Source organism: Cohnella sp. LGH, assembly GCF_017671885.1.
GTDB lineage: Bacteria > Bacillota > Bacilli > Paenibacillales > Paenibacillaceae > Cohnella > Cohnella phaseoli.
In genome coordinates, this window is the sequence record NZ_CP072117.1 from 6217145 (window position 1) to 6230897 (window position 13753).

General features: G+C 50.7%; 6 protein-coding genes. 4 read left to right on the forward strand and 2 right to left on the reverse strand.

Annotated elements, in window-relative coordinates:
- The first annotated feature begins 46 nt into the window (after positions 1–46).
- From J4772_RS26025 to J4772_RS26040, 4 genes are all read left to right on the forward strand, one after another.
- Entirely contained in the window at positions 47–5755 is a 5709-nt protein-coding gene (locus tag J4772_RS26025) for a discoidin domain-containing protein (protein ID WP_209072014.1), read from the forward strand.
- A 982-nt stretch (positions 5756–6737) separates the two neighbouring features.
- A complete protein-coding gene (locus J4772_RS26030) occupies positions 6738–7682 on the forward strand; it encodes an ROK family protein (protein ID WP_209072015.1) in 945 nt (314 codons plus the stop codon).
- A gap of 21 nt (positions 7683–7703) precedes the next feature.
- Positions 7704–8438, forward strand: coding sequence for a sugar isomerase domain-containing protein (locus J4772_RS26035; protein WP_209072016.1), 735 nt, complete (start codon positions 7704–7706; stop codon positions 8436–8438).
- 145 nt (positions 8439–8583) lie between these two features.
- Positions 8584–8976, forward strand: a complete 393-nt coding sequence (locus tag J4772_RS26040) for a hypothetical protein (RefSeq protein ID WP_247740854.1) — start codon at positions 8584–8586, stop codon at positions 8974–8976.
- On the opposite strand, the gene J4772_RS26045 is transcribed toward J4772_RS26040, so the two are convergent.
- Together J4772_RS26045 and J4772_RS26050 are read right to left on the reverse strand one after the other, a co-directional pair.
- Positions 8865–10082, reverse strand: coding sequence for an ROK family transcriptional regulator (locus J4772_RS26045; RefSeq protein WP_209072018.1), 1218 nt, complete (start codon positions 10080–10082; stop codon positions 8865–8867). The genes J4772_RS26040 and J4772_RS26045 overlap by 112 nt on opposite strands.
- Positions 10083–10345: 263 nt before the next feature.
- Positions 10346–13384: a hemoblobin-interacting domain-containing protein gene (locus J4772_RS26050; RefSeq protein WP_209072019.1), complete on the reverse strand. Its 3039-nt coding sequence runs from the start codon at positions 13382–13384 to the stop codon at positions 10346–10348.
- Positions 13385–13753: the final 369 nt, after the last annotated feature.

Below are 13753 nucleotides of genomic sequence, written 5' to 3' on the forward strand. Positions count from 1 at the left end.
TTGGAAGCGTTTGCAGAAATTTATTCAACTAACGGAGGTGTATTTTATGTTAAAAATCGGAAAGGAAGACCGGATCGTTTCGTTTGTAATCGGGGTTTGTGTTGTGTTGGGAAGTTTATTTGTTATTCCCGGGGGGCTATTTCATCCTGTTAAAGCGTATGCTGCGGGTCAGGGATGGGAATTTACCGATCATACTCAGGGGTGGGGGAGCGCGGGAAATATATCCGATTTCGGGTGGCAGACAGGCGGGTATATCGGGGGGACGATCTCAGGATCCGACGCTCAGTTTTACTCGGCTGATCATCTCGGCTTGGATGCATCGACAAACAGTCTGATCCGAATCAGAATGAAAAACAGCACGTCCGCAACATCGGCCAGAATATTCTTCACTACAAGCGACAATACCAGTTGGGGATCGAACAACAAGGCATTTACTCTGGTTGCCAATGATACCGGCTACAGAGAATATACCATTGACTTATCGGACGTATCAGGCTGGAAGGGGTGGATCAAGCAGCTCAGGATTGACCCCGTAGACGATGAAACAACAAGCACAGGCTCTTTTAGTATAGATTATATAAGAACGGGCGATGGATGGGATTTCGCCAATGATGCGGAAAGCTGGGGAGACGCAGGTAATATTACCGACTTTGGCTGGCAACCGGGCGGTTACTTAGACGGCACGATCTCGGGACCCGACCCGCAATTTTATTCTCCCGACAATCTGGGCTTAAGCGCAAGTTCGAAGCCTGTCTTAAAAATCAGAATGAAAAACAGCTCAAGCAGCAATATCGCAAGAGTATTCTTCACGACAGTAGCCGATCCCGATTGGGGATCCAATAATCTGTCTTTTACTACGCTTCCGAATGATACCGGCTATACAGAGTATACAATAGATTTTTCAAGCCTTGCCGGATGGACCGGCACAATCAAGCAATTGAGGATTGACCCTGTAGACGACGGTACGACAAGCACAGGTTCGTTCAGCATAGACTATATAAAAATAGCGGCAAAAGACAGGGTATCATGGGGTTCGTTGGCAGGAACCGACGATCTTGGGCGTAAGCTTCCGCAAATAGGCGATGCAGGGATCGTACAACCAAGAGAAAACAGGGTTGTAGGTATGTTTTATACGTTATGGCATGGTGAAGAACAGATTGACGAATACAATAATGTTTTTAATATGCAAAGGATACTGAATAATAATCCGAACATTTTTCAGCCGAATGCTTCGGGAGAATATAATAACCCTTTAATGCCGAGACCAAACGGCGATTTTATTTATTGGAATAAACCTTTGTTCGGATATTATTCATCCAGCGACATATGGGTTTTACGAAAGCATCTACAAATGTTGGCTCTGGCAGGGGTTGATTTTTTAGCCATAGATTTGACGAATAATCAAGTGTTTCAGCCGCAAGTCAATTTACTCATGAGTACTATAGAAGATTTGCAGAGAACAGGTGCCAAAGTACCCAAGATTGCACTAATTACGCATACGAATTCAGTAAGTTTAATGGATGAGATCTACGAATCCTTCTATGCTCCCGATGCCCCGTACTATCATCCGACTACATGGTTTTACTGGAAAGGGAAGCCGCTGATTGTTGGAGACCAACATGCAAGTACTACCGTAAAAGACTTTTTTACGCTTAGGATAGTTCAATGGCCGGGTGAATATTATACCAATGGATTTGAGATCGGAGCGGATTATGCGCTTCCGCAACATATCAGCTACAATGACTTGGGCGAAAAGGAGAATATGTCGGTAAATACGGCACAGAGTTTTGGGAAAAATAATATTTTCTCGTTATCCATACCCTATATTTATAATCAAATGCCATTAAGTAAGAGTAGAGCTTATCATAATGGAGCAGATGATCTTTCAACGGGTTCTCAAGATTACGGATATTTTAATCAAGAACAGTTTGACTATGCAATAGCGCAGGACCCTTTATTAGTCACGGTAATGACTTGGAATGAATGGATAGCGGGAAATTGGCAGAAGACGACGCAAACGGATAAATACATTATTTATGATCAATTTGATGACAGATACAGCAAAGATTTGGAGCCGATGGATGGCGGATTTAACGATAACTATTATATGCAACTGGCTCAGAATATAAGAAGATACAAGGGTGCGGAAGCGCCTGCCGAACCGAGTGAGGCCAAGACCATCGCCATAAACGCGGATTTTAGCCAATGGACGGACGTTAACCCTGCTTTCAAGGATTTCACAGGCGACACGATGGCGAGGGATTACCCAGGCGTGGACAATCAAGTATACAGGGATACTACCGGAAGAAACGACTTCGATATAACCAAGATCGCAAGGGATGCAGACAACGTATATTTCTATGTAAAAACAGTTAATGATATAACGCCGTATACGGATGCTCATTGGATGACCCTGTATCTGAATGTAGACGGAGACGGTACAAACGGTTGGAAGGGCTATGATTATGCGATTAACCGTACCACTCCAGGTTCAAGCACAGAATGTACCCTTGAAAGAAGTACGGACGGCTGGAACTGGACAACCGTTGCAACCGATATCAGCTATAGCATTTCAGGCAATCAAATCATGCTTAAAATACCCAGAAGTTCACTCGGCAATCTTGCGGATCCTCTTAACATAGAGTTTAAATGGGTTGACAACTGGCAGAACGATGACAATTTAATGGATTTCTACAAATACGGCGATGCTGCGCCGGATGCAAGATTTAACTACTTATACAGTACGGAGACATATGCCGGACGTATCGATCAGACGACGCAATTGGCAACATTACCTGCTCCCGCTCCAGTCCCAAGCGGGTTTTATAAAATGGAAGATCATTTGCCGGTATGGGATAAATTTAACACGTTTCCAAATGAAAACTGGTGGACCGAATCTGATGCCGGCTTTTCGGGGGGATCGCAAACGACGACAACCAATTATTTTACCGATCAATCGGAATTCAAATTCGGCACCAGCACGCGTTCGGTAGGCTTCTTCGGCAACGGTGTGAGGTGGATCACAACGAAAACGCCGGATGCCACCCGTGCGGAAATATTCATTGACGGTTTGTCTCAGGGCATCGTAGATTTAAGCAGCGCAGAGGTTCAAAAACAGGCTGTCGTCTTTGAGAAATACGGTCTGTCGGATGGATATCATACGATGCGAATACAATGGAAATTCGAAAGCGGATCTCTGTACAATGATGCAATGGAATATCGGGTTGGAGACGCTGCAATCCCGACTCCCGCACCTGGAGAGAATCTGGCTTTAAAGGCAAGTGCTTATGCGGACAATTTTGATGCTGTCAAATTTTATCCCGTAAATCCAGGACAGGTAAACGATAACGATAACAGCTCCTACTGGCAAGGAACGGGTACGGGAAGCATATGGCTGGACTTTGGCAGGCCGATAACGATAGACAAAATCGAAACGTTACAGAACACCGCCAACTCCAGAATAGGCAGCTACACTCTATCCTATTGGAATGAATCTACACAGTCCTGGAGCAACGCAAAGACGGGGTCATCCATGGCAGATATTCAGGCGGATACTTTTACGGCTGTGAATACCCATCTGATCAAGCTTACCGTAAATTCTATGCAAACAGGCACAAAGCCTGCAATCTATGAAATCAAGGCGTATAACACCGCCAATCCGGGTTTGCCTTCCACCTTAGCGAAGAGTGGCTGGGACTTTACGAACGATGCCGAAGGTTGGGGGAATGCGGTGAATACAACCGGCTTTGGATGGCAGAGCGGAGGTTTTGTAGGCGCGACAGTGAATACCGATGATTCGCAGTTCTACTCTGCCGAGGATCTGAATCTGACGGCATCAAGCTATAAGACGCTCAGAATCAGGATGAAAAACGGTACAGCAGGGACAAAAGCTAAGTTCTTGTTTACTACAACTGCCGACTCTGAGTGGAATGACGCAAAGAGCAAGTCCTTCACTATAATACCAAATGATGAAGCCTATACAGAATACACCGTAGATTTGTCGTCGCTTTCGAGTTGGTCAGGCACAATCGAACAGCTCAGGCTGGACCCTGTTGACGATGCAACGAACAGCGGTACCTTCAGTGTGGATTATATCCGATTACAGACCGTGCCTTTGGTTTTGAAAAAATGGGCTTTTTCGACGGATACGGAGGGTTGGACGGCTTCTTCAGCTACGGGGATTTCCAATTTTGGATGGCGGATAGGGGGAACGATGGGCGGGGACATCGCCATTAATAACGGCAGTTATATTCTATCGCCAAGTCAGTTGAACATCGATATTTCCAGATCGCCGACTTTCAAAGTCAGATTGAAAAATAGCACGTCTTCCAGTCGCGCACTTGTCATATTCAGGCAAGCTGACGATGCGGAATGGTATTACGGTCAATCTATGTATTTTACAATTACACCGAATGATACGGGGTATACGGATTATTACTTTAAAGCACCGGCGTATGCCGGATTACTGTCTCAGTTGATGATATTTCCGGCATGGGATGCAGGAAGCGGTTCGTTCTCCATTGAGGGTATAAGCATGGGCTATTCTCAAAATATCAGTGAAATTGCGACAGCTTCCGCAAGCTCGTCTATAGATGCGAGTCATGGCCCCGAAAAAGCGCTTGACCATCGCAACACAAGCTACTGGAGCGCATCTACGGGCAGTTTTCCGCAGACACTGACCTATGATATGGGAAGCTCTTACCAAGTATCATCGGTTAAAAGCGGCTTCTATTTAAAAGATGCGTGGAAGAGCAAAATTGAAGCTTCGAACGACGGTGCAAACTGGACCGCTTTATTGGATACGAACAACTTAAAACATCATTTTGTCAGCAACGCTGAAGGCTGGACTGGCTCTGGCTCCAATATGAGCGGCTTTGGTTGGCAGAGCGGAGGATATATAGGAGGCACAATAACAGGAGCCGATCCGCAAGTCTACTCGCCGGACAATCTGAATGTGCTGCTCAGCGGTGTGGGGGATAAGCACATTGTCATTCGGATGAAAAATGGCACTTCGGAAACGATGGGGACTTTATATTACACAACAAATGCCGATCCCACTTTTAATGAAACGAAGAGCATACCGATTTATCTGGTTGCAAACGATGCAGGCTATACCGACTATGAACTCGACCTAAACTATGCGCCCTATGCTTCCGGTACGCTCAAACGGATTCGTATAGACCCTGTCAATAGTGCGACAAGCGGTACATTCAGTATCGACAGTGTAAAGCTGGTAAGCTCGGAGCTGTCAGTCGATGTTTCCGGTAGTTACCGCTACTTTAGGGAAACCGTACTTGATTCGGATGTTAATAAAGCCATGATATACAATATGGAGGTGAACGGAACAAGCTGGAGTTCGGAAGGAGAAGCTTCCAGCACAGTCGTAAACGACACCGATTCGGGTATCGTGTATTCCGGCAGTTGGTCCAACAGTACTTATGCCGGGTATTATAATAGTGATTACCATGTGTCCAATACGGCAAATGATTATGCAGAGTTTACTTTCACAGGGACAAGTATAAGCTGGATGGGTCCTAAAGGAATCAACGAAGGGAAAGCGGATGTGTATATGGATGGGGTTCTGGCTGCATCGGCAATTGATTTATATGCCTCGAGCGAACAATTGCAGCAGGTATTGTATTCCAAAACAGGATTATCCCCTGGCTCGCACACCATTAAATTGGTCGTACGGTCGGATAAGAATCCATCATCTATTGGCTATTACGTCCTCGTGGATGCATTTCAGTATCAGTAGATCCAAGTATCCACGAACAGCGTGAACTGGACGACGGTCATTACGAGAACTAAGCGGCAATTAACCAAGGTCGAAGAATGGCGACGCAGGGATAACCTTCCGATGAGGCAGAACGTTTATCCTTTAATGCCGGTTCCATACCCTTCAGCGGGAAATCCATAGGTGTTAGAATAGAAAGGATAACTCCCCAAGATCCATCGGAATCAGGTTTTGCCCGGAAATACTTATACTAAATAATATTCTAAGTCGACCGATTTTCAGGTATCACTCCTGATTTTCGCTCGGCTTTTTCTTTAGAACAGAGGGACAGCGATTCATCCTTGTGGAAAACCTTGAATGCCGGAGAGACGAGGGAGAAGTCCATATACAACTCAGATTGCTTGAATCAGGAAAGGGAAGTCTGATTATAAATATTTTCTCGCTAAATGTACTGCTAAATCTGTGATATTGTGAAACTATGCTTTATATAGGCTATGCGCTGTGGCGAATTTTGAGCACGACATACCCAACACCCTGCAGTCCTTACCGCTTGTTCTGGCATGAACATCCGTATCCATATACCTGATCTCAAGGAGGGCCAAAATGAAAGAATATGAGCATAAGGATTGGAAGCGGCTGTCAAGGAGTATGATTCCGTCACGGATAGGCCATCCTGTGGATTTCTACCCGCAGAATCCGACTTTAGTTTCAACTCTATTATCCAGAACCTTTTCGATCAAGGCGACAGCGAAAGTGCGGCCAAAGTATTGAGACTTGGAATAAGGCTTGATCCCAATTCGGAGTCACTAAGAGCGATGCTAGAGAAAATGGCGTAATACAAAGAAAAAGCGCACAGAAGATACTATTCGGGGCCGCCTGCGGGCGGCTCTATTTGCGTTGCCAGATCAAAAAAATGAATTGACAAGTACATCGATGTCCATTAAATTTTAATTAGTTGCTTTCCGAAAGAAACTAAGATAAACAGGATGGAGCCGTATCGATTATGAATGTTGGGCGTGAGCTTGCCATTGGCGTAGATATTGGCGGAACGAACTTGAAGCTTGGAGCGGTCCGGCCTAACGGAGAGGTTCTTGCGCACGAATCCGTTCCTCTGCAGAAGAACCCGGACGGGCGAGCCGACATCCGCGCTTTGTCCGTTCACGTTGATCGCTTTATCCAACGGTTGCCGCATGGCGGCCGCATCGCCGGAATTGGCGTGTCGTGCCCAGGCCTATTGGATACTGGCAATCGCAAGATTTTGCAAGCGGTGAATTTGAAATGGGAGAATGTCGCGCTCGACAGCTTCGTGAAACCGCCCGAAGGTATTCCCGTTTACCTGGAATACGATGCGCTCGCGGGAGCGCTTGGCGAGAAGCACTACGGTGCGGCCCAAGGTTTGTCGAATTTTCTATATGTGTGCATAGGAACGGGGATTGGAGCCAGCTTGTTCGTGAATGGCGAGCCGTATCGCGCCGGCATTGTATCCTCCTTGAATTTGGGCCATATGAGCATCGCATTCGACGGCCTCTCCTGCACGTGCGGTAACAAAGGCTGTCTGGAAAAGTACGTTTCGGCTCCCGCCATGCGCATGCGACTGAACGGAGATACCCAAAGCCCAAGCGATGGTCCGGACTCGGACCTCCTTCAATTGGCCGCACAGGCAGCCGCATCGGGAGACCTCCAAGCCGCCGAATTATTTCGCGACGCAGGGCAGAAGCTGGCAATCGGTCTCGTAAACTGCTTGCAACTGTTCGGTGGGACGACGGTCGTAATTGGAGGTGGCGTCAGCCAGGCGGGAAGCCTGCTGCTCGATCCCGCTCGCGACGAGCTCGCGGCGCGTTATCGATATGCGGCCAGCCCCGTCGAGCTTGTCCAGGCGAAGTTCCCGACGCTGGCCGGCGTCATGGGCGCGGCTGCGACCGTCTTCGCGGAAGAGAAACTCATTTAAATCTATTGCGGGAGGATACCCATGACTTTAATGGAACGTTATTTTGACCGAATGGTCGAGCTTATTGCAAGCATTCGAACGACACAGCGCGATCGGATTGAAGAGGCTGCCGAACGCGTTGCCGATTCGATCGCTGGCGGCGGCGTGCTTCATGTCTTCGGCAGCGGCCATTCCCACATGATTGCTGAAGACGCGTTCAATCGCGCAGGCGGTCTGGCTTGCGTCAACGCCATGCTCGAAGATTCGTTGATGGAGCTGAACGTCGGCCGAGCGACATTGCTCGAGCGGCTGCCGGGGTACGCGGAAGTTCTGCTGACCGGCTACGATCTGAAGCCGGGCGAAACGATCGTTGTCGTGTCTAATTCCGGTATCAACGCGGTGCCGGTCGAGGTCGCCGAGGCCTGCAAGAAGAAAGGTCTCCATGTCGTCGCCATCACTTCGATGCGCCATTCGACGACGACCGCTTCACGCTCGCCGAGCGCGAAGAAGCTTTACGAAATCGCCGATATCGTACTTGATAACGGCGGAGAGCCGGGAGACGCGTTGCTCGAATACGACGGCTCCGGGCGAAAAACCGGTCCTTCGTCAACAATCGGTGGCATATTGCTCATTCAGGCTCTTATCGTATCGGTGATCGACAAGCTCGTAGCTCGGGGCATTGAGCCGCCGGTGCTTGTCAGCGCGAATCGGGATGGCGGCGACCGGCATAACGAAGCGTTGCTCGCTCGCTACCGATCGCGCATTCGCTACTCCTGAATACTGGCCGACAGCGTCGTCAAAAGTTAACTTCATTAAAGATGAGGGAGCAGATTACGATGGAACTGCGGAAGTTGGCGGACGAAGTGATTCCGGATTTGCACACGCGTCTACCGCGCTTCGCGCGACGCATCGCGACTTGTGGATGGGCACGTGCAAGCCGTTCGGCTGGGAAGTGCTCGACATCCGTTACGGCGGCGCGCTGGCGAGATTGGATACGGCGATCGAACGGCTGGCCGGCTATTTGAGCGGGAGGGTCGAACGCCTGGAAGAGCTGGAGGAATGCCGGCTTTATTTCGACGGTCCGAGGACGAACGAGTGGCATTCGATCGGCAGCATTAACGCCTACAGCCGGTCGCGACGGCAGGAAACCTGTAATCCTGCAGTTGAGGAAAAAGATGATCTGCGGCGTTCCATCGCGCTCAATTACGCTCCGTTTGGCTTGAACAGCCGGGACAGCATCAGGGAAGCCGAGCCTATGGCAATACTTTGGTCTCCGAACCGTGCCGGCTGGATACTTGGAATATCGTCGGCATAATTCGGCTGCATGGACTGGTACGCGGAACATACAAGGTCCAGAAACTCGCTGCTGGAAGCCAGGACGTTTCCACCGATTACGATCGCTTGGGGATCGTATACTCGAACCAGATCGCAAAGAGTCCTTCCGATATAATTCGCGGCTTCCTTGATCATTGCGGTGATATCGGGATGCCCTTGGCGAAACGTCTCATAAATGAAGCGAATATTCAGCTCTTCCATCGTCATCTTAATGTTGCCGGCCGATGACAGCGAATGCTGTTGGACGTAGCGGCGAACGTTGTTATGGATGGCTTTTTCGCTTGCGACGGCTTCCAGGCAACCTTGTCTGCCGCAGCTGCAAAGGGGACCGTCAGGGTCGACAACCACATGGCCAACATCTCCCGCAAGCTGATGGGCCCCCCGATACAGCTCCCCGTTAAGAACAAGTCCGAGACCGATGCCGCTTCGAAAGCCAAGGCACAGCATATGATCGTATTCGTTGCCAAACCACATTTCTCCGAACGCCATGGCACGCATATCATGCTCGACATATACCGGCAATTGAAAAGCTTGCTCCAACTGCTCGCCGATCGGCACATTAAACCAATCCCGAAAATTAATCGCTATGACGGACGTACCTGTAACGCTGTCTACTTTTCCCGGAACGGACACTCCGATACCTATAATTCTATCGGCGGACACGACAAGTTGGGCAAGGAGCGCTTGGATCGATTGTTTAACCGTATCCATGACAGGATTTGGTCCAGACTCCGAGGGACAGTCTGTCCGAACCTCGGCAACAATAACGCCGCTCAGGTCGAGAAGCACGGCAATGACTTCGTCGGCATTCAGATCGACGCCGATGGCGTATGCGCCGTCCTTGTTCAGTTCCAATAAAGTTGCCTTTCGGCCTCCTTTGGAAGTTGTCTGGCCCTGACCGACAGATACGATCAGTCGTTCTTCCAATAACTCGGTCATGATCCGCATAATCGTCGAGGGTTGGAGCGCCAATATTTTTGCAATATCCGCTTGCGAGATTGGCCCCGTCCTCCGCATGACATCGAGCACGCTGGTACGGTTAATATCGCGAATCAGCGACGGGTTGGCGGAGCTGGCTTTCTTCATCCGGAACGTTCGCCTCCCAATAAATTGTGTATGTATGTGACATGCGCAGAGAACAGCTCTGCGTTCAAATGAGTACGTTTGTATCGGAAAGCAACTAACCGATAGAAGAATTATAGGTTCTGCTCGAATCGTTGTCAAGGAAGCCGCGACAGGAAGCCGCAACAGGCTTGTCGTTGTGCGACAGCTGTTGCGGCATGGTGCGATACGATGGCAGCCGTGCAGCCTCGATCCGGGACATAGCCGGGGATCGAGGCTGCTTGGTTTTATGGCGCGATGGTTGAGCTGGCCGCTTGAATATCGCCGAACGCCCAATGCGTCCGAGGCACATCCGACCATCGCGGCGTCTGATCGCTCTGCGCGGAACGTTCGAGCAGACGATTGATCAGAACGACCGCCTCTGCCCGGCTCAGCTCCCGATCGGGAGCAAAGCTGCCGTCCTTATAGCCGCTCACTAGCTTTGCCTGAGCGGAAGCGGCAATGGATGCGGAACCCCAGTGTCCGCGCGTATCCGTAAAGCCGGCTGCTTCGCCGGAGAGGTCCAGCTTGGCCAATCTGGCGATCATCGTAGCAGCTTCGGCGCGCGTGACGGCATGGTTGGCTCGGAACGTGCCGTCGTTATAGCCTTGCATCAAGCCAAGCGCCGATACCCGGCGGATGTCGGCGACCGCCCAAGACGGAAATTGCGCTTCGTCTTTGTACAAAGCAGTTGGATTAGACGAACTTGCGGTCGTGCTGCCGTATATTCTGGACAGAATGGCGGCGAATTGACCGCGCGTCACCTGTTGTTCGGGACGGAAGCTGCCGTCTTTATATCCGAAGATGTACGATTGCGGAAGCTCCGTGGATTCGACAGAGCCCGTGTCCAAGACCACGAACGTACTGAACTTCGTTACCTTGAAACGAATGGCGCTGCCGCCCGAGAGCCCCTCGGCCAACTCCCCCTTAAGCCATTCGGTCGTTCCGTCGCCGTGTTCGATGTAAATCCGCAGGCGGTCGATCTGACCGGTAGGGAAGTTGTTTATCGGCAGCGCAAGCTCAACCGGATGCGATTGCAGGTTGGTCTCGATCGACATCGGACGCCCCACGATGACCGCATTCGGCGAGGCTGCCGAGGAACCGTTCAATTTGGCGCGTTCCGCTGCTTTCTGCTGCTCGGCCGTATCTTTGACCGGAACGACGCGGAAATAGAGGTCGCCCTTGGACGCTTTCAGCGATGCAGCCGGGATTTGGATAGATACCCCACGCGTCTCTATTCTTAAACCGATTCCGGAGGCGGTCAAATGATTCAGCGCCTCCCGCGGAAGAGATATCTGAAGCTCGGCTACCTCGTCTTTGGCATCGGGAATCACGATGACCGCCTGCGACGCGCCTGCGGACTTCAGCGCTTCCACCGCTTTAGCGGCCAGATCGGACGTGAAACCGACTTTGTCGCTTTTGCGGCCTTGATTATCCGTCGTACGTACGATTTCGACCTGAGATACGACGGTTCCTTCACGCGAGCCCCCGAACACGTCGGCCTTCCAAATCTCTTGACCTTGGCCTCCCGAGCTGGACGACGAGGAAGAGCCCGAGGGCCGATTATTCGGAAGCGTGACGATTTGCGTGACGGAAGCGTCGGGATAGCCGGCCGCTTGGATCACAATCTCCGCATTGCCGACTGGGAGCGTACCGGCCGGGAAAGCCAGCTTGCCTTCGGACAGCGCGTACGTCCCCGGATCGGCCGTGCTGCCGTTAATGGCAACGCCGGTTACGGCGCTGCGCCATGCCGCATTGTCCGCAAACGTAACGGTAATCTCGTTGGCCGTATCGTTGTTCGTCGTGTCCGCAACGAGTACCGGAGCGGTAATCCGTACCTGCTGCTGTACGATTGCTTTCTTGTATCCGTCGGCCTCAATCTCGATCAGATACGTCCCCGCGGACAAGGCTTGCGGGAACCTCAGCACGCCGGGGGCAAATTCATAAGTTGCAGAAATCGTCGCGTTGTCCTTCTTGATCGTGACGTTCGTGATCTTCGAGCGCCAATCGGAGTTATCAGCAAACGTTAATTCAAGCGGATGAACGTCGTCGTTATCCGTTAAATCCGGGGACAGGACCGGAGGCGTCTGCCCCGTTGAGAAATTCGGATGGGTCGTGCGAATCGTCTTCCCGTCGGCATCCAAAATATAGTAATAGCCGTTGCCATAAGCAATGCCGTAACGCGCCTGTGCCAAGCCGTCCAACGTCGCCTCTGCGGTGAAGCCTTGATTGTCAACGCGGTAGACATACGCGTTCGGCGTCTCGCCGTTCATCACTTGCCCCGTAGCGGCGTGCATACCGCTATCGGAATCGGTATAAAGCTGCATGAACGCGCTGGGACTATCGGCGATTTCCACCCATTGCGAGGTGCTTTCGTTATATTTGTACAGCTTGGCCGAGTGGTTTAGCGGCTGCAGCGGACTATATTTACGAATATTGGCGTACAGCTCGTTCGAAGCATTCACGGCCACACCTGTATAGGCAAAGCTGAACCCGCCCGCATCGGGAAGCACCGGAATCGGGGACCAGGCGCGGTTCTCGTCCAGCTTATAAATCGACTTCCCGTCGTTCAGGTACACGGCCCCTGTGGAGCTGACGACTATCGGATTAAGTGCGCCGGATACCGTATAGCCCGAGGGCAAGGAATACGTGTCCCATGTCGCGCCCTGATCGGAGCTAATGCGCACATTGATCGTCATCGGAGACATCATGCCGGTTGATGTGGCATCCGCCGCGTACCACTTGCCGCTTCTGGCGATGAAGGAGAACATCGTTCCGAAATTCCCGGAGGACAGGGCGGCGGATTGCCATTCCGTATCGGCAGGGTTCCGGAAGTACACGGCGGGCGTTCCGATCTGCGCTGCATACACGGCCTGATCCACCGACAACATCGGCGCGATCAGGGCGAGATTTCCCGTAATATCGTACCAAACGGAAGGCGGCAGGGCGACATCCATAATGGCCGAACGCCACTCCTCATCGTCTTCGAAGGTCAATTCTATCGTGTGGTCCGTATCGTTATCGCTCGAATCGACGGTAAGCGTCGTCGACGTTTCCTCGGGCAGGCCGAAGGCCGGATTCGTCGTTCTAATCTTATCGACGCCTGCTATGTAATAATCGTCTTCCAGGGCGATACTCGTTGCGCCGCTTGGGGCATTGTCGGTGATGTCCCGCCATTGCGTCCCCGCAGCTTCGGCTTGAACCTGACCCGCGATAAGCACGGGGAGCGCGATTATTAAGGCTAGCAGCAAGTGCATCGCTTTCCTTGTGACTGAATGTGTTTTCATGAGGGCGATTTTCCTCCTGTCGATTCTTGTCGGAAAGTTTCTCTTCCATTATAGCAAGCGGCTCTAAACGTATTCTCAACAAAATGGAGAGAAAGTTGTTCTAGTAGACAACGGCCAACGATTGGACTTATGAGCAATTTCACGAGAGCCGTGCACAATCGCAACAAGTCCACAACATCGTGCTGTTACGATGGAGCATAAGCTGCTGATCGTGGTTCTAGCCGTTATTAAAACTTTAGGATGTGAAATATCAAGTTGTACAGAGGAATGTCGAGTTATCAACAAGGTTATGCACATCTTAACGGTATCAAGATGAGGTTATACCGACCTCCAATAGCAATCGTCCACATATCCACAGCTTTTGTTATC

Bases quoted from the DNA above. Each gene is read 5' to 3' on its own strand.
- J4772_RS26025 (WP_209072014.1), top strand. From the start codon at position 47: ATGTTAAAAATCGGAAAGGAAGACCGGATCGTTTCGTTTGTAATCGGG.
- J4772_RS26030 (WP_209072015.1), top strand. From the start codon at position 6,738: ATGAATGTTGGGCGTGAGCTTGCCATTGGCGTAGATATTGGCGGAACG.
- J4772_RS26035 (WP_209072016.1), top strand. From the start codon at position 7,704: ATGACTTTAATGGAACGTTATTTTGACCGAATGGTCGAGCTTATTGCA.
- J4772_RS26040 (WP_247740854.1), top strand. From the start codon at position 8,584: ATGGGCACGTGCAAGCCGTTCGGCTGGGAAGTGCTCGACATCCGTTAC.
- J4772_RS26045 (WP_209072018.1), bottom strand. From the start codon at position 10,082: ATGAAGAAAGCCAGCTCCGCCAACCCGTCGCTGATTCGCGATATTAAC.
- J4772_RS26050 (WP_209072019.1), bottom strand. From the start codon at position 13,384: ATGAAAACACATTCAGTCACAAGGAAAGCGATGCACTTGCTGCTAGCC.